Genomic DNA, 23,389 nt, shown 5'->3' with positions numbered 1-23,389 from the left:
GAAACATGAAACTACTGTCAAGATATATGCTGTTACTGGCGGTTCCAGCCACTGCGTTGCTGGCCTCCTGTACCAAGAATTTTTCCGATATCAACACCGATACCAATAAGGTGGCGCCGGAAAATAATATTCCCATCTACAACCTCACCCGCGCCGAGCTGGAATTTGCGGGCAACCACGATTTCAGCTTCGACACCTGGCGTGTGAACATCATCTATTGCAGCCTGATGACGCAGCAGCTGTCGTCCACTACCGGCTGGTATTCGGGCGATAAATATTCTCGTAACGACGGATTTGCCAGCAGCGCCTTCACCACCGCCTACCAGGATCAGATCAAATACGTGGTGGATCTCGTGGCCAATACCAAAGGCAAACCACAATACGCCAACCTTTACCAGGTAGGCCGTATCGCCAAAGTGCTGCTGTTTCACCGCCTGACCGACCTTTATGGCAACATCCCTTATTCGCAGGCCGGGCAAGGCTATCTGAACGGCATCTCCACGCCTAAATACGATGCGCAGAAAGATATCTATTCCGATATGTTGAAAGAACTGGACGAAGCCGCCAAAGGCCTCGATGCCTCCAAAGACAAGATCGGTGCGGGCGACCTCATCTACCGCGGCGCAGACGACGCCGTGCTCAAATGGAAAAGGCTGGCCTACTCGCTCATGCTGCGTCTCGGCATGCGTATGAGCAAACGTACAGAAAATGACAGCGCACGCATCTGGGTGGAAAAGGCTTACGCCGGCGGCGTATTCACTTCCAACGACGACAACGCCTACGTACAACATGAGAGCACCGGCGGCAGAAATACCGTGAACCGCAACAGCAACATCCTCAGCGGCGAATGGGACGCAGTAGGAAAAGGTAACGTATACCTCAGCAAAACATTGGTAGATTTTCTGCAAGGCAACAATGATCCCCGCTTGCAATATCTCGCGCAGATCAAGTCCAGCGGCGACAGAACGCCTTCCAAACAGATCGGCTTACCCAATGGCTATGATCAGAACAATGGCGCCAACGATGTAAAAACAGCGCCAGGTTTTCCGGGAGATATCAACAATTACTCCACCATACAGAAAAACTTCCTGCTGAAACTTGATGGTCCTACCTTCGTGATCACCTACGCGCAAACAGAGCTGTTGCTCGCTGAAGCGGCCCAACGCGGCTGGAACGTAGGCGCCAACGCAGCTACTCACTATAACAACGGCGTTACCGCCGCTATGAAACAGTTCGCGCAATACGACAAAGGCGCCACCATCGCCGATGCCGACATCGCGGCCTACCTCACTGCACATCCTTATGTAGCAGCCAGCGGCCTGCAACAGATCAACACCCAATACTGGATGGCCTCCTTCCTCGACTGGTACGAAGCATGGAGCAACTGGAGAAGATCAGACTTCCCGAAACTGACACCCGTTGTATATCCAGGCGATAACAACGGCGGCCAGATCCCGAGAAGAATGCTCTACCCCACCTCCGAAGCCAGCGCCAATGCCGACAACTACAACGCTGCCATCACCGCACAGGGCGCCAACAATTTCAGCACCCGCGTATGGTGGGATAAATGATAAAGAATAAAGCATACATTCTCCATAAGCAATCGCTTAGCATTCACATAGGTCACATTTAACATGTTTAAGAAAGCCGCCTGTAATCTTGCAGGCGGTATTGTTTTACGCGAAGGTTGTCTGGCTCAGGATTTAATGATTGAAAGGATTACCAGGATTTTTATCTACAGGATTTATAAAGATTAAAAAAAGATTCGCGGAGACCATTTCGACCTGATCTCCGCGAATCTTTTTTTAATCTTTATAAATCCTGTAGATAAAAATCCTGGTAATCCTTTCAATCATTAAATCCTGAGCCAGACAACCTTCGCGCTATCGAGCGAAAAAGCGGTGGAAAAACAACAGTTGATACTGCACCGAATTACTCCAATAATCCCAGTTATGTTCGCCGGGTCTTTCGGTGTAGTCATGTGGGATGCCCAGCTGTAACAGGCGTTGATGGAGGTTTCTGTTGACGTCGATGAAGAAGTCTTTGACGCCGCAATCGATGATGAGGGGAAGAGTGCCGGGTTTCAGTTGTTCTATTTGTTTGATGACCATGTAATTGGTCCAGTTGGCGCCATTAGGGCCCGGATCGCCAAATATTTTAGGAAGGTTCCAGCTTTTAGGAAAAGGTCTCAGATCTACGCCGCCGCTTATACTGCCAGCGGCGCCGAATGTTTCAGGATGACGGATAGCCAGGTACAAGGCGCCATGACCGCCCATGCTCAAACCCGTAATAGCACGGCTTTGCGGCGAAGGAATAGTACTATAGTGCTGATCAATATAAGCCGGTAACTCTTTGCCAACATACGTTTCAAAGCGGCGGCTACTATCTGCAGGGCTGTCCACATACCAACTATTCACACCATCGGGGCATACGATCATGCACTGATACCGGTCCGCCAACTCACGGATGGCAGGCACTTTCGTGATCCAATTGCTGTAGTTACCATCATAACCATGCAGCAGGTACACCACCGGAAAACGCCGCGTACTGCTTTTATATTCAGCAGGCGTAATCACCACACAACGGAAACTGCGGTGCATAACCGCACTCGGCACACTGATAGTATCCACATCCGCGGCATATGCCGTATGCAAACATAAAAACGCAATAATGAAAGCAAAAAATCTCATGAGATAAATATAAAAAAATCTTCGAAGAGTGAAGCGGAGGTTGTCTGGCTCAGGATTTAATGATTGAAAGGATTACCAGGATTTTTTTATCAGGATTAATAAGGATTAAGAGAGATTCGCGAAAATCAATTCGAAAATCTTTCTTAATCCTTATTAATCCTGATAAAAAAATCCTGGTAATCCTTTCAATCATTAAATCCTGAGCCAGACAACCTCCGCTTAGCTCTTCCGCGCCTTCTTCATCGGGTTATCCCCGTTAGAAGCGCCTCTGGGTGCGGCGTTGGATTTGAACAGTTCAAACTGTGATGGAGCAGCCTGACGGGGCCAGCTGTTGTTGCTTTCGTCGATATCGGCGGTTTCGCGGAGCGGGTCCAGTTTGATGGAAGCTACTTGCTTGTCTTTGGCGAATACCTTGGTGACTTCATTTTCGTTCTTGCGCCAGATGTAGGCGGAGATACGATCTGTTTCTTTAGTGCCGTCGGTGAAGGTCCATTCGATGATGAGCGGCATCACGAGGCCTCCTTTGTTGGAGAACGATACTTCGTAGAAATTCTTTTTGCTGTCGTACATCGCTTTTTCCTGCGGTGAGAGATTGCTATAGAACTTGTCGAAAGCCGCTTTATCTTCGTTGCTCACATCGAAGCGGTTCCATTTGCTGTAGAAGTCTTGCAGACTGGGATCCTCATCCACGGCGTATTTGATGCCTTCGGCCTTGTTACGCCGGCGGGCAATATGATCCATGTTTTTATCGTAAGCGGCTTTGGCGGCGGCGCTGGCTTCTGTTGGATTTTTGCTATCCATGCGATACCATTTTACGCTGTCGATGGCGATATCTACCGGCTCTGTGCCGAAGAACCAGCCACGCCAGAACCAGTCGAGATCCACGGCGGAAGCGTCTTCCATGGTACGGAAGAAATCCGCCGGCGTAGGATGTTTGAAGGCCCAGCGGCGCGCATATTCCCTGAAGGCAAAATCGAACAGCTCGCGGCCCATCACCGTTTCACGCAGGATATTCAGCGCAGTGGCGGGTTTCGCGTAGGCATTAGGACCAAACTGAACGATGTTTTCGGAGTTGGTCATAATGGGCTCCAGCTGGTCTTTAGGCATCTTCATATAGTCTACGATCTTGTGGGCTGGCCCGCGTCCGGAAGGGAAATTGCTGTCCCACTCCTGTTCGGCCATGAACTGACAGAAGGTGTTGAGGCCTTCATCCATCCAGGTCCACTGGCGTTCGTCGGAGTTGACGATCATCGGGAAGAAGTTGTGACCCACTTCATGGGTGATCACGCCGATCATACCGTTTTTGGTGGCTTCGGAATAAGTGCCGTCTTTATCTGCACGGCCGTAGTTGAAGCAGATCATCGGATATTCCATGCCGTTGGCCGCTTCTACGGAAATGGCCACGGGATAAGGATACGGGATGGTATGATGAGAATAGGATTTGAGCGTATGTGCTACTACTTTGGAAGAATAGCGGCGATACAGCGGATACGCTTCCGGACCGTAGTACGACATCGTCATTACTTTGTTGCCTTCTACATTGGTGGCCATCGCGTCCCATACCAGGCGGCGGGAAGATACCCAGGCAAAGTCGCGCACATTCTGCGCTTCGTATACCCATGTTTTGCGGGCGGTAGCTTTGGACTGCATGGCTTTCTTTGCTTCATCGAGCGTTACCACTTCCACCGGCTCTTTGCTGCTCTGCGCCTGCTGCCAGCGCTGGTATTGTGCGGCGGAAAGCATCTCTTTATAATTCTGGCATTCGCCGGTGCCGCCTACTACATGGTCGGCGGGCACGGTCATGCGTACACGAAAATTACCGAAGGTGAGCGCAAATTCGCCGGCGCCGGTGAATTGCTTGTTCTGCCATCCCTGGAAATCAGAATACACCGCCAGCCGGGGATACCATTGCGTGATGGTGTAGAGATAGTTGCCATCTTCCGGAAAATATTCATAACCGCCACGGCCGCCGGTGCTCATACGGTCAGAGATATTATACCACCATTCCACCTTGAAGCGATACTTTTCGCCTGGCATCAGTGTTTGCGGCAGGTCGATGCGCATCATGGTCTGATTGATGGTATAAGGCAAGGCTTTACCATCTGCATCGGTGATCTTCACGATCTTCACACCCAGGTCTTTATTGGGCCTGATGATGCTGTTGAGCGCAGCCATGGTCATCTTGTCCGTCATGCGGCTGCCATTGAACTGCTGGTTGTCGCTTTTGGCGTCATGCTCGTTCTCATCCAGCTGTAACCAGAGGTAGGTAAGCGGATCGGGAGAGTTGTTGAAATAAGTGATGGTTTCTGCGCCGGAGAGCCGCTGCTTGCTGTCGTCCAGCTCGGCGCTGATGTCATAATCCGCGCGCTGCTGCCAGTATTTAGGGCCTGGCGCGCCCGACGCGGAGCGGTACATATTGGGCGTTTGCAGCATGGTGCCCAATTGCTCAAAGCGATTACCATGGTTGGAGCCGGGATTATTTTGCGCGTACAGCGAAAGCGCGCTGCCACACAAGATACCCAGCACATACAAGTGCTTTCTCATAAACAGTATTAAAGACTAAATTCTACCATTCGATAACAAAGGCCGGATGCCCTGCAACACCATAATGAAAGCCGCTCCGAAAGCGGCTGACGACAGGAACATGTTCCAGTCGCGGCGGCGTGCATGCGATATGTTCACCGTGATACCGGAGATCAGCAACACGATCGTCACGATCAGTATCTGCCCCGCTTCCAGCCCGATATTAAAACCCAGCAAAGGTTTGATGATGTTGGTTTGGCTGCCCAACATACTTTTCAGATAATTGGAAAATCCCAGCCCGTGAATCAATCCAAAGAACAAGGCATAAAAATAATTCAGCTGTAAATGTTGTGGCTCGTCGTCCTTCCGGAGGATGTTGGACATAGCTGTTACGCAGATCGTGACCGGTATCAGGAACTCCACCAGCTCACCAGGTATATGGATCACATTCAGCACACTCAAGGCCAGGGTAATGGAATGCCCGATAGTAAAGGCGGTGACAAGTACCAGCACTTTGCGCCAGTCGCGCAGCACATAAATGGCACACAAGGCTATGATAAAAAGTATGTGGTCATAGGCATCCCAGTTCACGATATGCTGCCATCCCAGCTGAAAATACAAGTCGTCCATTACACTACATTGACTAAATTTGGTAATTATATAAACTAAATATTAATTTTTCATAAAAATTTGTCTAGTGGGGTTATTATTATGTAAGTGGTGGCTGACAGTATGGCTCACAGCGATGCATCCCTTTTATGCCAGTGTAACGGAAATCACGCATAACGCAGCGAAAAATGAGCTGGAAGTGAGCTGCCGCATCTTCACCGACGACCTGGAAAACACTTTGAAAGCACAGTTCAAAACATCCTTTGATATCGCACATCCCGCCAACCGCAGGCAGGTAGAGGATTTCATCGCTACCTACCTGTCGCAGCACCTCATCATAAAAGCCGATGGTAAAGCAGTATCCCTGCATTTGATTGGTTACAAGATAGAAGAAGACGCAGTATGGAGTTTTTTACAGGCGGATAATATCCCCGCCCCGAAGAAGGTGGAAGTCAGGAACGACGTGCTGTATGCGCAACACGCCTCACAGATCAATATGATACATGTGATCGTAGGCGGCAAGCGCCAGAGCATCAAGCTGGATAATCCCAAAGCTGATGCCGTCATGAATTTTTAAATGGGAAAGCCCTTGAAGCGCTTCGAGCGCTTCAAGGGCGGAAACTGCCGTTAGCTAACATCAAAGCATAAAGTGAATGCTACCGCGAACTTTTACCTATTAAGGCTCCCAGCCCTTGAAGCGCTCGAAGCGCTTCAAGGGCTTTATTCGCTTCCTCCGCTTCCTCCGCTAACTTCTATTATCGATAAATTTCACCGGCTTACGGCTATTTTCCGGAAACTGCATCCGCATAATTTCCTGCTGGTCGCAATAGCGTACCTGTGGGATCACGCGCAGGCGGGCTTGCAGGTAGGAACGTATCTTACGGTCTGTTTCCTCGGATTCCTCTCTGGGCCAGAGGTGCAGCAATATCTCGTCGGTGCCGAGTTCATTGGAATATACTTCTACTACAAATTCTTTGACTTCTTCCATGTCATTGAGCAAGTCGAACAAGGCAGGCGGATACAAGGTGGTGCCTTTGTATTTGATCATCTGCTTTTTACGGCCGATCACGGGAGAAAGACGCAGCGTTTGCCGGCCGCAGGAACATTGATCCTGTTGGTACTGGCAGATATCGCCGGTCTTGTAACGCAGCAGGGGCATGCCTTCCACGCCAAGCGTGGTGATGGTCACTTCGCCTTCTTCGCCCGGCGCTACGGGTTCATTGTTTTCATTGAGCAGCTCTACGTACAGCAGTTCGGGATGATGATGCCCGCCTTTACCTGCCTTGCATTCGGTGAATGCTGTCTGCATTTCTGTAGAGGCGTAGGTGGAATATAGCTGAATATCCCACTGGCTGGTGATCTTCTTGCCCAGCACATTCAAAGAAAAATCAGTGTTGCGTATATTCTCACCGATACACACTGCTTTCTTCACGGAAGTGCTGTTGATATCGATATGATGTTCTTTCGCATACGCAATGAGCTTCACGATAAAGGAGGGCACGCCTACAATGGTGGTAGGTTTGATGCGCTGGATATTTTCCCACTGCATGCTCGGCACGCCCGGGCCTACACGCAGTACGCCGGCGCCCAGTTTACGGATGCCGTTGTAATACGCCATACCGGCCATGAACTGGCGATCCAGCGTGAGCATGAGCTGAAAGATGTCGCTGTCGGAGCCATCGGCGCAACAGAAAGAAATATATTCATTGTAGCTGAGGCGCTGCAAGTCTTTTTCGGTAAGCGCAATGATCACCGGGCGGCCCAAAGTGCCGGAAGTAGTGGTATATTCAGCGATCTTGCTTTTATCTACACACAAAAATTCCCAGTTGTGTTCCTGCAGATCTTCTTTGGTTACCGGTGGTATCTGTGAAAAATCGTCCAGCGATTTTATTTTATCAGGATGTATATCATGCTGTTTGAACCAGGCTTTATAAAAGGGCGAGAACTGCCGGAGATAACCCAGCAGGTGCATCACTTCCCGCTCCTGGAAGGCCCTGATGGCGGCTTTGGACTGTAGTTCAATATCGGGTATATACATAGCAGCTGTGAAGATATTAAAAAGATACTAACCTTCGAGCACCACCATGGCGATGGCAGCGCCCTTTTCATGGGATAATGATACCCATATTTTTTTGATGCCCAGCTCACGGTAGCGGGCCTCGCCTTCGTGCAGCAGGAATAGTTCTGGCTTGCCGTAGCTGTCGTTGCGTATTTCGATATGATCGAAATTGATGCCGCCATTATTGCCCCAGCCGGTGCCCAAAGCCTTCAGCAGGGCCTCTTTGGCGGCAAAGCGCGCGGCAAATGATTCTGCCGGACTGGCCTGTTTTTCACAATAGGCAATTTCCAGCGGTGTGAATACCAGGTCCCGGAAACCATTGTCCCGGGCCAGTTTGGCCGCTATGCGCGGCACTTCCACAATATCGGTACCGATGCCAATGACCATAACATTTTATTTTAGATGTTCAACGCACTGCTGTAACCGTTTACGGATATGGTTTTCCTCGCCTTTGGTAGCAATCACTTTCGTTAATGCGGTGGCGTAGTATTGCTTCGCGGCAGCGTAATCTTTGCGTTTAAAGTCGTAATCGCCGGCCAATACATAGGTATGATAATATTCCGGGTTGGTGGCGATGAGCGCTTTGGTATCGATCGTTTCCCCGTTCGCGATCTGCTCCTTGAAACGGCGGTAGCGCTGAAAGTCGGCATAGTCCTTCGTTTGCAGGAAAGGATCAGCGGCGATGTTTTGTGCGCTGTCATATACTTCATGATCGGCATCGAGGCCGTGCATGTGGAATATCTTGTTCAGATCATAAGCTACAAATTGCCCCAGCTGCCAGGGAGCGGTAGATACCCATACCATTTTCTTTTTCGGTTCAAATACGATGGCATGATGCGCAATGAACTGGTTGATGGCCTTTTCATTGCCCATACCGATATTGGCGTTGTGCAGCCCGAAACGGTCGCGCAGGATGTCCACCGTCTTTTGCGGTGTGTTAGGTCCTTTTTCTTTCAGCAGTTCGTTGAGGCGCTGATAACGGTATGCAGAGGCGCTTTCCGCCACCTGCAATTTGTTGGAGGCCAGCTTGCCAAGGGTATCGCCCTGGAAGTGGTTGGTGCAGGTGATGAAATGCTGATCGGCAGGACTGTACATATCCATACCGGTGGGCGTTTTCTCGATCACGGCGGCTTTGTTATCTTTCGCGGAGCCTACGAGAAAAGATTCTGATACAAACATCTTGCGCTGCTTTGCAATATTCCAGGCTTCCTGGATCGTGCTGGCATATTGTAATATTTCGCGCGCTACCAGCGATACCGGAGTGGCGGCGCCGGAAGGCACATCGGTGCGGGCGGCGTTGATGGTAACGGTAAGGCCCTGGTCGTTCATGCCGGAAACCACGCCGGTAAAGCCTCCCCAGGTAACGAACATAAAGTTGTAGCCTTTATCCGGATGATAGAAAACGACCATCTTATCCTCCGCGAACTTGTCGCCCATATAGAAATCGAAGTTACGGCCAAGGATCAGGTTACTATCGGCCGACTGCTCATCCCAGGTGCCAAACGACGTACAACCCACGAGGGCCATGCCTTGCAGGGCGTGACCAATATCATGCGCGGCATGGTAGTTCATCAAACGCTCGTAATTGGTACCGATATAATCATAACCGCTGGCGGCAGAAAATGATTCTCCATAGATCTCTTCCTTAAACTCTTCTTTTACATGTGCGCTCAGGTCGCGGTTGAACCACCCGATAAAATATTTCAGGAAATGCAGGTAGAAGGTAGAAGGGATCATCTTTTTGATCTGGTTCACAAAATTATCTTCCTGGCGGCGGATCAGCTCACCGGACAATTTCCCGTTGATAACGCCTCTTTCAAAAGGAGCGCCTTCTACATACATTTCGTACAGGCCACTGTTGCTTTTACGGAACCAGTTGTTACCGATCGTGTAAGCGCTGCCGCTGATCGATGTCCGTTCCAGCTGCAATGCCCGCTGGTCGGCGATCTTCGGCGGCGTTATATGACTCACCGATACCAGGTAGATCGCCAGTGCGATGAACAACACCAGGAAAACACCAATGATCCATAAGAGTGCGCGTCCTAATTTCCGCCAGCCGCTTCGTTTCTTCTTTTCCACTTTTTATATATTGGATGATGCTTGATTAATACGGTCTACCAGGAATTCCATTCCCAGCAGCTCTGCGGAGGTGATCACGCTGCTGATCGTTACCCCGAGAATACCGTGCAAGTTCAGGTTTTGCCCGGTAAGATACAAATTGGAAAGTCTTGTACGCGCCGAAACCATGGACCGCAGCGGGTCGCGGCTGTCTTTCATCACACCGTACATGCTGCCGTCGGCTGTGCCGATGTAATCGCGGTATGAAAGTGGCGTAGCTACATAATACGACTGCACGCTGTTGCGGAAGCCGGGAAACTTTTGCTCCACGCGGTCCAGCAGCTGCTCTGCTTTCCGTTGTTTGAAGGCTTCGTAGTCTTCTCCCCTGGAACCTTTGTGCAGCACGGTATTGAAGGTATGTTCCCAGGGTTGTAACTCCTCGTAACGCATATACGTCATGATGGAAAGGCTGTCGGCCCAGGTACTGTGTTTCGAGGTGGCGGATACGTACATGGCGTAGGTTTCCGGCCACTGGTCGGTATTGTAGCTGATGCCGGCCCAGGCATCGTCCGAAGCATGGTAATAGTAGTTATAGTTGAGATAGGGGAAACTGTCCGGCTTGAGCACCACATTGAGCACAAAGGCGCCGATAGAGTTTTCCAGCTGCTGCATGCGGTTGCGATAGGCGCCGCGCAGCATATCGCTTTGTGTGATAGCCATGGTTTGCGCCGGATGCAGGTTGGAGATGTAATGCGTCGCCCGGGCAATGGCGCCATTATCGAGCAGGATATGATCTACCCGGTCGCCTTCACCAACAATGTTTTTCACGGTGGTATTGCGGATGATGGCGCCGCCATTCTCCGTGATGCGGCGTCCGAGCCATTTAGCGATCTGCGAGCCGCCATCCACACATTTCCAGGAGCTGTTCATATAACTGTTGAGCACCAGGGCATGTACATAAAAGGGCGTACGGTCGGGCATCCCGGCGTATAAGAGATTATTGCCGGCCAGCACATTTTGCAACCTTTCGTTGCGGGTGATGCTGCGCAGGTATTCGGCAGTGTTAATATGCAGCACACTGCGTTTTTCTTCATAGTCGCCCGTGCGCAGGTTATACAAAGGGAATTTGCTGCATACCTCCCGGATCATCTCACAATAATCCTGTAATGCTTTTTTTTCATCCGGGAAGTCGGCCAGCAATGTATGCACGAAGCGCTCGTAACCCTGTGCCAGCTTGTATTCCTTACTTTCGCCATTGAAGTTGATGTGATCAAAACCGTCGATATCCATGCGCTTCAGCCGCAGCTTGTCCATGATACCAAGGTAGTTGAATACTTTGTAGAGATTTTCTCCGGGGGCTAACCCTCCGATGTAATGCACACCGGAGTCAAAGATGACCTTCTCGCGGGAATAGGTCTGGAGGCAACCGCCCAGCTGGCGGTTCTTTTCGTATACGCATACCCGGTAGCCGTTCTGGCTCAGGATAGCGCCGCTGACCAGGCCTCCGAGGCCACTGCCGATGATAATGACATCATAATGCTGCATAATTTTTTTGGGGGGATTTTCGAATCACAAATATTACGTTGGAAGTGTATCGGGAGTTGTCGATCTCTTCTGCTACAGCGCCGTATTTGCTGACGAGATTACGTATATGCGTGCCCGATAGGAAAGATAAAGCGGTGCGCCCGGTTTTATTAAACCCGAACACTTTGGTGGACAGCACTTCCGTGAACCTTGTCCGTTCATGACGTTTGGCGCGGTCGCTGTCGCCATCGCGCACCACGATCACTCCTTCAGGCTCCAAGTGGTTAATACAATGTTGCAGCAATGCTTCCTGCTCTTCAGGGCGCAGGTAGTGCAGTACATCGCTGAGGATATAGCCATGATATTTTTCGGGAGACAATTGGGCAATATCTCCCTGTATAAAGTTCAGTTTCGAAGTTCTCGAATAGTTATGGTTCGCGGTCAGTATCTTCTCTTCGTCGTGGTCGATACCGGTGATCTCACGGCCTTCGGAGAGGAAGGAAAGCATATAGCTCATAAAGCCGTAGCCACAGCCGATATCCAGTATGCGGCCTTCCAGTGGCAACAGTTCATGGAACACCTGGTAATTGTGCTCCATCCTCGTTTTGATGCGCATGTACCATTCCAGCACCGGGCCTTTATAAATGTAGTTGTACTTCAGCAGTTCGCGGAAATATTCCGGCACTTCTATCTCCCGTCTCAACGCCTCATATTCTTTCTTGAAATATTTGCTCACCGATTTCGTACGGGCGCTGTAGCTGTCTCCCCAACGCGCGTCATCAGGCGCAATGCGCGGCAGGTACTTGACGGTAACCGTGCCATCTTTCAACAGGAAATCGCTCTTCTGCATCGTATAGGCGGTACCGTGAATGATCACTGGTAATATGTCAAGGCCCAGCTGTTCTGCAATATAGAACGCTCCTTTGTGGAAACGTTTGATATGCGGATCAGGCGAGCGCGTGCCTTCCGGGTACACCACAATAGAATAACCTTCCGCTACACGGGCGCGCAGCTTGTCGATCGCTCCTTCTGCGCCATCGGCCACGGGGTAATAATCTGCCAGCCGCACTACCGCGCCAAATACCGGCGAACGCCATACCCACTGGTTCGTCAGCAAAATAACCTTCGGATGGATCATCGTCGATACCAGTATATCCAGGAACGACTGGTGATTGCTGATGATCACCGCCGGCTTCTGCAATTGCTCCTCTTTCGGTTTAAACACCTGCTTTTTCACGTTGCCCATGATATACAACACGGACCAGGTGTATTTAGACAAGATGGTATGATAAAGCAATTTCGCCCTTTCCTTCTTTTTAAATGGATTAAGGCGGATAAGTATTGTGCCAAGCACGGTCATCAACATACACCCTACCGTAAAGTAAGTGAAGGAAAAAACCGACAAAGCCCATCCCTTCAAAGTCCAGGGTGCAAAGCCTTTGCGCACCCGGTTCGTGATCAGCCAGTTGAACAGCACCGGTATCATCACCTGCGATATCAATACCACCGTACCGATACCAATGATAGATATCAGCGCGATAGATTGTAAAGACGGATGTTTGGCGAAGATCAATACGCCCAGTCCGAGCACCGTAGTGATGGCAGAGAGAAAGATAGATGATTTGAAAGACGAGATCGTTTTCTTGCCGGTTTTGTATTCCTGCAAAAGGCCGTCCATCATGAAGATGCTGTAATCGTCTCCCAAACCGAAAATAAAGGTAGACAGGATGATATTGACGATATTGAACTTGATGCCGAAAAGCCCCATGATACCTAATATCCACACCCAGCTAAGGGCCATCGGGATGAAGGTGATCAGCGCCAGTTCGATGCGGCCGTAGGAAATCAGCAGCGCAAAAAACACCAGCAGGGAAGTCATCCAGGCAATGCTGTTATATTCATCACGTATCACTTCCACGAGGCGGTTGGCGGCGTATTGCTTGTCCAGCACGGTGGTATGCGCCTGTGTTTCCAGGGCTTTGTACACCGCCTGCTTGTGGGCGGGATCTACTTTCAGCAGCGTTACCAGCGAGGTATTGCCATTCTTCTGCATGATAAAATCGCCCAATGTGCCGCTGCGCAAGGTTTGCAGGGCATCATCGCCAAGGGGTGCGAAGCGGGTTTGCAGCAGCTCCTCAAAACGGTTAAAGGCGGTAGCGCTGAAACCTGTTACAGTACCATGACTGCGCAGGTAAGCCAGCAATTGCGTTTTCTTTTCCGGCGTCCAGTAACGGTTCCAGCGGTCGATGCGGGCCTGCTGTTCCTTATTGGATAACAGTAACGACTGTACGCCGGCGTACTTCTTCACAATGCCTTGCTGCTGTAATTGCGTGATCATGGGCATCAGCTGTTCATTGCGTTCCAGCGCGGTTTCCAGGCTATTGCCATCAGTAACTACATAAATGGATTGCGCGGTATAGGCATTGATCTTATTCAGCTGCGCTTCCGCTGCTTTCAGTCGGGGCGACATATAATTCATGCGCATCATGTCGCTCTCAAAGCCAACACGCTGCGCTGTGAAAAAGAATACGATCGTTAATACAAAGATGCCTGCCACGAGGAATTTGTTCTTTTCCGGGTGGTAGTCGGATATTTTATCGAGCCAGTTATCATGGTGATGGGCGTCCACCGGCGGCTGGTGGCCGATCACGATCATGTGCGGTAAAAAGACCAGGGAGAACAAGGCAGCGCCCACCAGGCTCAAAGCCGCAAACAGCCCTACATCACGGAGCATGGGCGACTGCACAAATTGCAAGCACAGGAAGCCGCCTACCGTGGTAAAGCTGCCGAGCGTCATCGGAGTGGCCAGGTCGGCGATCACTTCGCGCACATCGCTGGTATGCCGGAAATGGTTGAACACATGCAGGGAATAATTCACCGCAATACCCAGCACCACAGAACCCGCTCCCAGCGCCACTACCGAGATATGCCCCTTAATAACGTATATCCATGCCAGTGAGAAGATGCCGCCAAAAAGCACAGGCAGCATTACCAATACCGGCGCGCGCTTCTTGCGGAAGAACCACGCGATCAGCACTACCAGCAATACGATGGTGATACCCTGCGTCAGCAAAGTATCCTGCCGCAGTTGTGTGGCATTGCCCGCCGATACCGCCGTACCGCCGAAATAAGAGGCGCTCACGCCCGGAAAGGCTTGCTGGAGGCTGTCTTGCAGGCGATCCAGCCCCGCAAGGAACACGGTATTTTGTTTGGTAGCGCCGGGAGGATTGGCCGGCGTAATGAATATCATCAGATGACGATGGTCTTTCGTCATCACATAACTGTCATACAATTCAAACTGATCATCGTATTGCAAGTGCTGCAATTTCTTCACACCAATCCAGGAGATGCCCACGGGATCGGCCTGTATCATTTTCTTCAACACCAGGCCGGCAGGGGATATCAGGGTATTATAATCATACTGCAATGTTTTTTGCAGTTGATCCGGCATGAGTAAACTATCGATCTTTTTATAATCTCCTTCTTCCAGGAAAACGGGCAAATGCGTTTGTATCGTTTGCATCAGGCCCATCACCATATTGTCGTCGGCCTGCGCCTGGATATGTTTGATATAAGGCGATAGCTGCGCGCCCGCCCTGGATACGTATTCCGCGGCATAGGCGGTAAGACTGTCGGGCTGCGCTTCCGCGGCGCTATCGCGCTGTGAAATAGTCACGATCAGTTTATCCGCGAACTTGGAGTCCTGGAATACCTGTTGCAGTTTATCCAGCTTTTTGTCTTGCGGCAATATCTTCGTAATATCTTCTTCCAGCCTGATCTGTGCGGCGAAAAAGCCTGCCAGCAGAAAACTGGCCACAACGGATATCCACAGCCAGGCTTTATGGCGCGCAAAGAAATTATAGATCGCTATGAAGAGTTTACTCATCTTTATTTTTTTCCTCTAAAAATTGTCAACAACACAAAGCTCAGCAGCCAGGCTGCCAAACCCGCTGCTATGGCCAGTGTGATGGCGCCATACACATATTGCAAGGTATTGGCTTTAATCGTTTGCATGGAGATGCCATCGCTGAAGAACAGGTCGGTGGCAGATTGTCCCATCCATATCTTCCCGGTAAGAAAGCTGAGAAAGACCACTACCGGTATCATGGGCGGGATGCTGATATGTGCCGCAATCACCACCAATGCCTTATTCAGCTTCAGTTTGATGGATACCAGTATGGCCACCAGTAGCTGAAATCCCCATATTGGCACGATGCCCATGAATACGCCGAAGCCGATGGAGGCGGCTTTCAGGGCATTGGATTCCCGCGGGTTCAGTATTTCGTCGTGCCATAGTTTACGCCAGCTCTCGCCTTTGAGCATATAGCGTACAAAGTCGCGCGGCTTGATATACAGGAAAGTGATCAGCACCAGTACGGTATTGAGCACGCTGATACGGGAGAAATCGCGAAAGGGCCTGAAATGCGATACCCGCTCATCTGCCGGCGGGTAGTATACTTTCACGGGGGCCCAGTCTATCTTGATGCCGCGCCAGGCGCTGCGTACGAGCACTTCTATCTCAAATTCGTATTTGGTGCACCAGAAGCGCATCTTGCGCATGAGGTGCAGTGGGTACAGGCGGTAGCCGGATTGCGTATCCGGTCCTTTGAGGCCTGTTTCCACATAAAACCAGAAATTGGAAAACTTGTTGGCAAAGGTATTTTTGCCGGGCATGTTCTCCTGTTGCAGGTTGCGGGCGCCAATCACCAGTGCGCCGGGTGTTTCATCGATCTTTTGCAACATCACCGGCAGATCGGTGGCAAAATGCTGCCCGTCTGCATCCATCGTGATCACGTAATCGTAGCCCTGTTCCATCGCATAGGAAAAGCCGCGGCGCAACGCCACGCCCTTACCACGGTTAGGGCTATACGAAATTAATTGCAGTTCCGGGAATTGTTCCAATATTTTGCTGGTGCCATCCGTAGCGCCATCGTTCACCACAATCACATGACGGGTATATCCCAGCGCATCGGCGATCACCGCGCCAAGGGTAGCGGCGTTGTTGTACGTGGGGATGAGCACCGCTACGCGGTGTTGCTCAAATTGCTCGTTATGTGAATAGCTATTCTTCATTTGATTTGAAACGTATGAAGCCTCCCAGCGCTTGAAGCGCTTCAAGCGCTTTTTATTTAAATATCCCTTGAAACTTCATAAATGTCTTCTCTTCTTTCTTCAATACCGCATTCACTTTCAGCAGACTATCTTCTTCTTTATAGGTCACCTGTACATCTACCAGCGGCTGTTGCCGGGGATCGATCATGTTCAGGAATTTCATGTTGCTGGCTTTTTGCAACAGCACTTTACGCTGTACGGCTGTTTCCAGTACTTCGGTAATGGTCTGCATCATGCATACGCCGGGCACTACCGGCTGATCCGGAAAGTGGCCGCCAAAGATCGGATGCGCCGCATTCAGTTCGATGGTAACGTTGATCTGACCGGGCTCCTGCGCTGATGCAGTGATATTATAGAAGTTGCCTGCTAACATATACTATTGTTTTTTTTCGACCCTTTGCAGGGAGATATTGAAATTAAAGTTCTGATGTTTGATGCTGATGGTATCAGGTACGCCATTGGTGTAATGCTGCATCCACACTTTCACCACGGGCTTGCGTACAGATGATTTTTCTATACGTACCAGCTCCGTACAGGCGGTATCTGTGATATAATAGTTGTTACCTTTTGCGGTAGGTAGTACCGTATAACGGTAACGGCTATCCGTAGCAATGTGCGCCTGTTGCAGGTCGGGGCGGAGCAATACCAGCGCAAAGTCTTGCTGCAAGGTCTTCACCACCGCTTTCTTGTCCATCTTGCTGATAATATAATGCTTGGTAAAAGCGCCATTTTTATCAAACTCGAAGTCAAAGAATTTAAAGCCCATCTCATTGGCGAATACCACCCGGAGGCTGCTGTCGGGCATCTGCTTGAAAAACAGCAGGCCGCTGAGGTGGTGCTTCAACACATTCACCTGCGTGCTGTACAGCGTGGAGCTGAACTGCGGACTGAACTGCCGGATACAATTTACATCGCCCTCCCGGCGCTGCAAACCTTTGTACACCGACTTACAACTCACGCCCATCAAGGCGAGCAGCCACATACTATTTAGCCGTAAAAACCGCATCCGGAATATTTCCATTCAATTGTTTATGTAAAAAGCTGATGGTGGTATCATCACCGGATTGCTCTTCCATCGTGATCTTCGACACAGAGTAATCCTGTTTGTCTACCAGCAGTACGATCGTTTTGAAATATTCTTTCAGCGCCTTGTTCACCGGCGTCATTTCCAGCTTGTAGTACTGCGCATTTTCGAGGGCTTTGGTGCTGAAATCGTTATTGTCGAGCACCGTGCCGCGCACGCAATCTACCGTGATCTTGTTGATCTGGTCAAACAGCTTGTTCGCTTTGGCGGATACTTTGTTCTCCTTCTGCGCATCTTTGATCTTGATATCTTTTCCATTGATGACGAGCAGATAGTAAGAAGGTTGCTGGTACTCCATTCTCACTTTATTATCTTTCTTGAACCAGAATTTTCCTTTTGAAACGATCTTGTCCGACAGCATGCTCAGGTTTTTTTCCTGTACAAAATCGCTTTGTATAGACTGTGTATTTTGGGCGGCTTTAGCAAACTGCTGTTTAAGTGGCGACAGATCATTCACCGGTTTAAATCCGGTTTGGGCCTGCATTTGCAGGGAGGCCAGGCTGCACAATATGATCGTGATCCATTTACGCATAAGCGGTTACGTTTAACATTTTATCGATTCTTTCCAGCCGGTACCCCTTCTCGCGGATGGCGCTGATCAGGGCCGGCAGTATGCGGGCGGTGATGCTGCAGGTATCATGCAGGAGTATCACAGCGCCGGGTTGAAGCTGTGAGATGATCTTCCCCAGCAATTGTTGTTCGTCTTTCGCTACGGTATCGAGCGAGCGGATGTTCCAGCCGATGGGTGTGTAACCACCTTCTTTGATCGCTTTAGCGAGGTTCGGATTGGTAACGCCGTAGGGCGGGCGGAACAGCCGCGGTTGCAGGCCGGTGGCGTTTTCCATCACCTGGTCCATGCTGGCCAGGTCGGCAAGCATGCGGTGTTTGTTATACATATCGAACCAGAAATCATGTGAGAAGGAATGGTTACCGATCACATGCCCTTCTTCGTGTATGCGTTGCAGTAAGTTTTCGTTGCCGGCGATATGCTTACCGATGCAGAAAAAGGCGGCAGGCGCGTTTTGCTGTTGCAGGATATCCAGTACCAGCGGCGTATATTCCGGCAGCGGGCCATCATCGAAAGAGAGGGCCACTACTTTCTCGGTGGTGGCGGCTTCGCAGCGCACCGGAATATAAAAGCCGGAACGGATGTTCATGGCGCCCCATACATATAGCGGCAGCGTCAGCAATACGAGGAAGAAAAGCCATAACGGTAACGGGTATCCGAAAACAAAACGCAGGGTGATCAGGATCACCAGGTAAAGCGCCACGGTCAGATATGTTACCTTGTAATTCAGCATGCACGTAAGAGAACCAGGGAATGGTGTGTGCCCTGGTGATGGTTATACAATAATACGGTCCTGATATTGGCGGGCGCCTGGCCGTAGAACATGGCGGCGGCAGGCACATCCTGCTCCGCGATGATACGATTGGCCATCCACATACCGAAGGAAGCGGCCGTGGGATATTCGCCGCACAGGTGTTTGAAGCAGGCCTCCGGATGATCCGGGAACAGCGCTGCTGCTATCTCTTCATAAAATTCATCCTGGTCTATATCTCCATTCCTGCCGGTGAGCAGCAGGTCGATATCGTTGAGCGAACAGTTATTTTCTTCGAGAAACTTTACCACGTGACCAATCACTTCGCCCTCCCACAGCGGTTTGTAGAGGGTGCTCACCCCCGCCAGCTCTGCGGCGGCATGCGATCCCTTTTCGCTGCTGAGGATAAAGAAGGCTGCGCCTTCGCCCGCAATAGTGCCGCGGGTGGGGCTGTTGAGCAGCTCCATCGTTTTCACCGGCTCTTTTTTATAGAGGCCAAAGCGACTGAGTATAGTGTGACTATAATCGGTGATTTCGTCCAAACCGCCTGCCAGTATATTTTTGGCGGCGCCTTCTTTCAATATCATGGTCGCATCGAGCAGGGCGTTCTCGAAAGAGAAGCCGCGATGCACAAAGGTATTGTTGTAAGCGTTGCAGCCCAACAGCAGCGCGATCTGGCCGGCTACGGTATTGTGAGTAGACTGGATAAATGCTGTAGGCGTGAGCATTTCTTCCTGCTGGTTCACCATTTTGGTGAGGAACACGCCGGTATCATCGAGGCAGCCGTAGGCAGTGCCGGTGATGATGGCATCCGGCATGGTGATGCCCGCCTCTTCGAGGCTCAGGCTAGCCGCGCCCACACCCATTTTCACGATGTGGCTCATGCGGCGTATCTGTTTGATGTCGACCCACTGCTTGTAATCCGGATCGATCACCGGCAGGCGCACCTGGTCGTATTCCTTTACTGTTGCCAGCAAGGGGCCTATCTGCGCGGTGTCTTGCGCAGAGATACAACCGGATCCGTTTATATAGATGTTCATCATGCTTTTATTCTTTTGAAAACACCAGGCTGGAGCAGTTACCGCCAAAGCCGAATGAATTGGACATCACATGTTGCAGGTCATTGCCTTCGGAGAAGGTAGTGGCAGGCGAGAAGGGCAGCTCCGGCATCTGGTGGGCAAAGCGCAGATTCGGATAGATGATGCCATCTCTCACGGCCAATGCGGAAAATACCGCCTCAATGCCGCCACTGGCGCCAAGTGTATGGCCGGTAAAAGATTTGGTAGAGCTCATCGCCGGGAAATGCGGCGCAAACAGTCGCTTGATGGCGATGCCTTCTGACTCGTCATTATTTTGTGTGCCGGTGCCATGCAGGTTGATATAACCGATATCATGCGCTTGCAGTCCGGCCATATCCAGCGCGCCTTTCATGGCGAGGTAATTGCCTGTGCCATCCGGCGACGACGCCGTTTGATGATAGGCATCATTGGCGTTGGCAAAGCCGCTGAGGCGGCACCACGGCTGGATATGCGCTGCCAGCGTATCGGAGATGAGTACCACATAACCCGCGCCCTCGCCCAGGTTGAGGCCTTTGCGCGTGGCATCGAAAGGGCGGCAGGCCTGCTGGTCCAGGATCATCAGGGTATTGAAACCGTTGAGGGTAAAGCGCGTGAGCGAATCCGCGCCACCGGCGATCACCACATCCACTATATTGTTGCGGATCAGGCGCGCGCCATACATCAGCGCATTGGCCGCTGAAGAGCAGGCCGTACTGATGGTAGATACATGATGACGGATGCCGAGGGCATCTGCTACAATCTCGGTCACACTGCCACACTCGTGGTGTATCACATCGCGCAGCCTTCCGCCCTTGTCGGGAGCGGCGAGGAAGGCGCTGAAAAAATCTTCGGTCTTGTCCATACCGCCAACCGTATTGGCGGAAACCAGCCCCACGCGGTAATCCGCGGGGTTGCCCAGGGCAGACGATTCCCAGGCATGTTTGGCGGCGATGAGGCTGAGCAGCGCCGTACGGCTGATCTCCTCCGGCAGGCCGGCCATTTCCGCCAGGGTGGCATTGCCGGCCTTTACCTCCGCCACCGGAAAGGTGTTGCGGTGTATGGACGACAGGTACTGCATCGGGGCCATACCCGGCTCCATCTTGCGGAACGAGGCGATACACGCCTCGAGATCAAGGCCTATGCCGCTGATCACACCACCACCCGCTATCCACACCTTTTCACTCATGCTTTAGCAGTTTGCTGTGCGGTGATAAATTCCGCCATCGAGCGCACGGAATAAAATACTTCCGGGCCCTGTTCTGGATTGGCAATGCGGATGTTGTAGTGTTGCTGCAATAATACGATCAGCTCCAGCGCATCGATCGAATCGAGCCCCAGCCCCTCCTTGAACAAAGGCTGGTCGTTGCCGATGTCTTCCGGTTTCACTTCCTGCAAATTCAATTGTTCGATGATCTGCGCTTTCAGATCTGCCATCAACTTTTCCACTTCTTGTTGCGTATTTTAATAATAAATAGATGATAGATTTTCAGGAGTGAGCGGCATCGCGCCCGCTACAGGCTTGCGTTCTGCCAACACCATCACGGCTTCGTACTGCTGGTCCATCACTTCTACCCAGGCGCTCAGGCAAGCCTGCAAAGGCGTTTCCGCCAGTAGCTGCGCCGGATAGGACGATAAGAGATGGGCATCAAATGCAGCAGACACAAAAAAGGTATTCTCTCCTTTAAAACCATGCCGGATGCTGATCTCCCCCATCACAATATTGGGCAGCGTATATACAAACAGTGCCGGGCTCGCGAAATCCTTTACCGTAGCGAAATAGCGAAGATCCGTATCCAGGCTCGCGCTGCGGTTGGAGAGCACCATGCCCACCGCTTCCGCCGGCAAAGCCGCCACCGGGCTGTCTTTCAGCAGCACTTCCGCTGCCAGCCATCCCAGTTTGCTGAGGGCGTCCATCTTGTGGAATTTCGGATACTGCCCCGAAAACCGGTCGTAGCCCGCCCGCAGGAAATCTTGTAAATCCAGCTCCTGCCCCGCTTCCCACAACAGTTCCCCATTAAGCCGGATGCTGTTGTTACGAATAATACAAACGCCTGTGATATATGCTTCGCCGCTATTCAATCTCTGAACTGCTTTTTAATTTTTCGGTTAATTCAATCGTACGTGCCAGGCGCTTCAAAGCGGTATCATGGTTCTTCACAAAAGGATTCTCCATATCCCACACATAGCCCGCCAGTACGGAACATATCTGCCCCTTGATCAGCGGATCCGCATCTTTCTTGAAGAAGATGGTATCCAATGTGCCTTCATACCAGGCCATCACATAAGAGCGGAAGGTGTTTACCCCCTGTAAGGTAGGCTCCATGTATTCTTTCTCCCAATCCACCTCCTCGCCTTTCAGCTTGCGGATCACCAGTTTGGCCGCGGTTTGACTGGACACGCAGGCCAAAGTTACGCCAGATGAGAAAATCGGGTCCAGAAATTCTGTTACGTTGCCGGTGAGCACAAATCCATCTCCGTAGAATTTATCCGTAGTGGCCGACCAGGACTGCAATACCCTTGGTTCAAATACCAGTTCCACATCGCGGAAACGCTCCCTGGTATAGGGTTCCGCTTCCAGCAGCGCGCGGTATTTCTCTTCATCGGTACCCGGGTATTGATCAAAAAATTCCGGATCGCCTACAAAGCCCAGGGAGGTGACCCCGGTGGAGAAAGGAATGATCCATATCCACACGCCTTTTTTGTGCACCACCGCCGTAATGCGGTTAGGCTCATCAGCCATGGAGCGGCGCGCATCCACGGTATGGGCAAAGAGCGCCTTGCGCGGTTGCAGGTTCGAATTTTTTTCCAGGTTGAACAAACGCGGGATCACGCGGCCATAGCCGCTGCCATCCACGATGAAACGCGCCGCAATCTCCATTTCATTTCCTTCCGCATCCACTACTGTCGTAACGGAATCAGAACCATTGAAACGTATAGCCGTTACCGTTGTTTCGTATGCAACGGGCACTCCCATTTTCTCTACCGTATCAGCCAGTGTTTTGTCGAAGTCGGCACGGGTCACCTGCCAGGTCCAGGTCCAGCCGGGGGTGTATTGCTCTTTGAAAGTGAAGTCACACACCGCACTGCCTTTCACGAACTTGGCGCCGAATTTCTCCTGAAATCCTTTTTCCTGTATCGCCTCAATGAAACCCGCTTCCTGCAAGGCATCCATGCTGCGCGGCAGCAGGCTCTCGCCAATCACGAAGCGAGGAAATTTCATCTTCTCTACGATCTTCACTTTATAACCCGCCTGGTGAATAATGGACGCCGCCACAGTACCCGCAGGCCCTGCCCCGATTACTAACACATCGACTTGTTCAGTTTTCATACGGTAAAAAGATTTTGGGAGTTTA

At 51.1% G+C, this 23,389-nt stretch carries 20 protein-coding genes; 2 read left to right on the top strand and 18 right to left on the bottom strand.

Translation table 11 applies throughout. The features are described from left to right. Window positions 1-5: 5 nt before the first annotated feature. Window positions 6-1,571, top strand: a complete 1,566-nt coding sequence (locus FPG75_RS16185) for a SusD/RagB family nutrient-binding outer membrane lipoprotein (RefSeq protein WP_143307894.1) — start codon at window positions 6-8, stop codon at window positions 1,569-1,571. Window positions 1,572-1,883: 312 nt separating this feature from the next. Here FPG75_RS16185 and FPG75_RS16180 read toward each other — a convergent pair whose 3' ends face one another. The 3 genes from FPG75_RS16180 to FPG75_RS16170 form a co-directional block, all read right to left on the bottom strand. Next, complete coding sequence (locus tag FPG75_RS16180) at window positions 1,884-2,690, bottom strand: alpha/beta hydrolase (protein ID WP_143307893.1); 807 nt, start codon at window positions 2,688-2,690, stop codon at window positions 1,884-1,886. 219 nt (window positions 2,691-2,909) lie between these two features. Beyond that, window positions 2,910-5,234, bottom strand: coding sequence for a M1 family metallopeptidase (locus FPG75_RS16175; protein ID WP_143307892.1), 2,325 nt, complete (start codon window positions 5,232-5,234; stop codon window positions 2,910-2,912). 15 nt (window positions 5,235-5,249) lie between these two features. Then, the gene (locus FPG75_RS16170) at window positions 5,250-5,843 is read right to left on the bottom strand and encodes a HupE/UreJ family protein (RefSeq protein WP_143307891.1); all 594 of its coding nucleotides are present in this window, start codon (window positions 5,841-5,843) and stop codon (window positions 5,250-5,252) included. 67 nt (window positions 5,844-5,910) lie between these two features. Here FPG75_RS16170 and FPG75_RS16165 point away from each other — a divergent pair, with 67 nt between their 5' ends. Next, complete coding sequence (locus tag FPG75_RS16165) at window positions 5,911-6,399, top strand: DUF6702 family protein (RefSeq protein ID WP_143307890.1); 489 nt, start codon at window positions 5,911-5,913, stop codon at window positions 6,397-6,399. Window positions 6,400-6,567: 168 nt separating this feature from the next. On the opposite strand, the gene FPG75_RS16160 is transcribed toward FPG75_RS16165, so the two are convergent. From FPG75_RS16160 to FPG75_RS16090, 15 genes are read right to left on the bottom strand one after another with little or no spacing between them, the layout of a single operon-like run. Further along, window positions 6,568-7,860, bottom strand: coding sequence for a phenylacetate--CoA ligase family protein (locus FPG75_RS16160; protein WP_143307889.1), 1,293 nt, complete (start codon window positions 7,858-7,860; stop codon window positions 6,568-6,570). 27 nt (window positions 7,861-7,887) lie between these two features. Beyond that, complete coding sequence (acpS, locus tag FPG75_RS16155; protein WP_143307888.1) at window positions 7,888-8,268, bottom strand: holo-ACP synthase; 381 nt, start codon at window positions 8,266-8,268, stop codon at window positions 7,888-7,890. Between the two features lie 6 nt (window positions 8,269-8,274). Beyond that, window positions 8,275-9,960 (bottom strand): C45 family autoproteolytic acyltransferase/hydolase, encoded by a 1,686-nt coding sequence (locus tag FPG75_RS16150; RefSeq protein WP_143307887.1) that lies wholly within the window; start codon window positions 9,958-9,960, stop codon window positions 8,275-8,277. Between the two features lie 3 nt (window positions 9,961-9,963). Further along, window positions 9,964-11,484, bottom strand: coding sequence for a phytoene desaturase family protein (locus tag FPG75_RS16145; RefSeq protein WP_143307886.1), 1,521 nt, complete (start codon window positions 11,482-11,484; stop codon window positions 9,964-9,966). After that, window positions 11,471-15,349 (bottom strand): trifunctional MMPL family transporter/lysophospholipid acyltransferase/class I SAM-dependent methyltransferase, encoded by a 3,879-nt coding sequence (locus tag FPG75_RS16140; protein WP_143307885.1) that lies wholly within the window; start codon window positions 15,347-15,349, stop codon window positions 11,471-11,473. Before FPG75_RS16140 ends, FPG75_RS16145 begins: the two co-directional genes overlap by 14 nt. A 2-nt stretch (window positions 15,350-15,351) precedes the next feature. Beyond that, the gene (locus tag FPG75_RS16135; protein ID WP_143307884.1) at window positions 15,352-16,536 is read right to left on the bottom strand and encodes a DUF2062 domain-containing protein; all 1,185 of its coding nucleotides are present in this window, start codon (window positions 16,534-16,536) and stop codon (window positions 15,352-15,354) included. Between the two features lie 52 nt (window positions 16,537-16,588). After that, window positions 16,589-16,948, bottom strand: a complete 360-nt coding sequence (locus tag FPG75_RS16130) for a hotdog family protein (RefSeq protein WP_143307883.1) — start codon at window positions 16,946-16,948, stop codon at window positions 16,589-16,591. Between the two features lie 3 nt (window positions 16,949-16,951). Then, window positions 16,952-17,557, bottom strand: a complete 606-nt coding sequence (locus tag FPG75_RS16125) for a hypothetical protein (protein WP_236652810.1) — start codon at window positions 17,555-17,557, stop codon at window positions 16,952-16,954. Window position 17,558: 1 nt separating this feature from the next. After that, window positions 17,559-18,191, bottom strand: coding sequence for an outer membrane lipoprotein carrier protein LolA (locus FPG75_RS16120; RefSeq protein WP_143307882.1), 633 nt, complete (start codon window positions 18,189-18,191; stop codon window positions 17,559-17,561). Then, complete coding sequence (locus tag FPG75_RS16115; protein ID WP_143307881.1) at window positions 18,184-18,960, bottom strand: polysaccharide deacetylase family protein; 777 nt, start codon at window positions 18,958-18,960, stop codon at window positions 18,184-18,186. The genes FPG75_RS16120 and FPG75_RS16115 overlap by 8 nt, the downstream gene beginning before the upstream one ends. Further along, complete coding sequence (locus tag FPG75_RS16110; RefSeq protein ID WP_143307880.1) at window positions 18,954-20,021, bottom strand: beta-ketoacyl synthase N-terminal-like domain-containing protein; 1,068 nt, start codon at window positions 20,019-20,021, stop codon at window positions 18,954-18,956. Before FPG75_RS16110 ends, FPG75_RS16115 begins: the two co-directional genes overlap by 7 nt. A gap of 4 nt (window positions 20,022-20,025) precedes the next feature. Next, on the bottom strand, window positions 20,026-21,222 hold the full coding sequence (locus tag FPG75_RS16105; protein ID WP_143307879.1) for a beta-ketoacyl-[acyl-carrier-protein] synthase family protein: 1,197 nt from the start codon (window positions 21,220-21,222) through the stop codon (window positions 20,026-20,028). After that, on the bottom strand, window positions 21,219-21,482 hold the full coding sequence (locus FPG75_RS16100; RefSeq protein WP_143307878.1) for a phosphopantetheine-binding protein: 264 nt from the start codon (window positions 21,480-21,482) through the stop codon (window positions 21,219-21,221). Before FPG75_RS16100 ends, FPG75_RS16105 begins: the two co-directional genes overlap by 4 nt. 15 nt (window positions 21,483-21,497) lie before the next feature. Beyond that, entirely contained in the window at window positions 21,498-22,115 is a 618-nt protein-coding gene (locus FPG75_RS16095; RefSeq protein WP_143307877.1) for a beta-ketoacyl-[acyl-carrier-protein] synthase family protein, read from the bottom strand. Beyond that, window positions 22,108-23,364 carry an NAD(P)/FAD-dependent oxidoreductase gene (locus FPG75_RS16090; protein ID WP_143307876.1) on the bottom strand — a complete coding sequence of 419 codons (1,257 nt, stop codon included), beginning with the start codon at window positions 23,362-23,364 and terminating at the stop codon, window positions 22,108-22,110. Before FPG75_RS16090 ends, FPG75_RS16095 begins: the two co-directional genes overlap by 8 nt. Window positions 23,365-23,389: the final 25 nt, after the last annotated feature.

It is taken from the genome of Chitinophaga vietnamensis (genome assembly GCF_902167635.1).
GTDB classification, from domain to species: Bacteria; Bacteroidota; Bacteroidia; order Chitinophagales; family Chitinophagaceae; genus Chitinophaga; species Chitinophaga vietnamensis.
This window is presented reverse-complemented; position numbering and strand designations above follow the sequence as displayed.

Coding starts and splice junctions, on each gene's coding strand:
- FPG75_RS16185 (WP_143307894.1), top strand. CDS start 6: ATGAAACTACTGTCAAGATATATGCTGTTACTGGCGGTTCCAGCCACT.
- FPG75_RS16180 (WP_143307893.1), bottom strand. CDS start 2,690: ATGAGATTTTTTGCTTTCATTATTGCGTTTTTATGTTTGCATACGGCA.
- FPG75_RS16175 (WP_143307892.1), bottom strand. CDS start 5,234: ATGAGAAAGCACTTGTATGTGCTGGGTATCTTGTGTGGCAGCGCGCTT.
- FPG75_RS16170 (WP_143307891.1), bottom strand. CDS start 5,843: ATGGACGACTTGTATTTTCAGCTGGGATGGCAGCATATCGTGAACTGG.
- FPG75_RS16160 (WP_143307889.1), bottom strand. CDS start 7,860: ATGTATATACCCGATATTGAACTACAGTCCAAAGCCGCCATCAGGGCC.
- acpS (WP_143307888.1), bottom strand. CDS start 8,268: ATGGTCATTGGCATCGGTACCGATATTGTGGAAGTGCCGCGCATAGCG.
- FPG75_RS16145 (WP_143307886.1), bottom strand. CDS start 11,484: ATGCAGCATTATGATGTCATTATCATCGGCAGTGGCCTCGGAGGCCTG.
- FPG75_RS16140 (WP_143307885.1), bottom strand. CDS start 15,349: ATGAGTAAACTCTTCATAGCGATCTATAATTTCTTTGCGCGCCATAAA.
- FPG75_RS16135 (WP_143307884.1), bottom strand. CDS start 16,536: ATGAAGAATAGCTATTCACATAACGAGCAATTTGAGCAACACCGCGTA.
- FPG75_RS16130 (WP_143307883.1), bottom strand. CDS start 16,948: ATGTTAGCAGGCAACTTCTATAATATCACTGCATCAGCGCAGGAGCCC.
- FPG75_RS16125 (WP_236652810.1), bottom strand. CDS start 17,557: ATGTGGCTGCTCGCCTTGATGGGCGTGAGTTGTAAGTCGGTGTACAAA.
- FPG75_RS16120 (WP_143307882.1), bottom strand. CDS start 18,191: ATGCGTAAATGGATCACGATCATATTGTGCAGCCTGGCCTCCCTGCAA.
- FPG75_RS16115 (WP_143307881.1), bottom strand. CDS start 18,960: ATGCTGAATTACAAGGTAACATATCTGACCGTGGCGCTTTACCTGGTG.
- FPG75_RS16110 (WP_143307880.1), bottom strand. CDS start 20,021: ATGATGAACATCTATATAAACGGATCCGGTTGTATCTCTGCGCAAGAC.
- FPG75_RS16105 (WP_143307879.1), bottom strand. CDS start 21,222: ATGAGTGAAAAGGTGTGGATAGCGGGTGGTGGTGTGATCAGCGGCATA.
- FPG75_RS16090 (WP_143307876.1), bottom strand. CDS start 23,364: ATGAAAACTGAACAAGTCGATGTGTTAGTAATCGGGGCAGGGCCTGCG.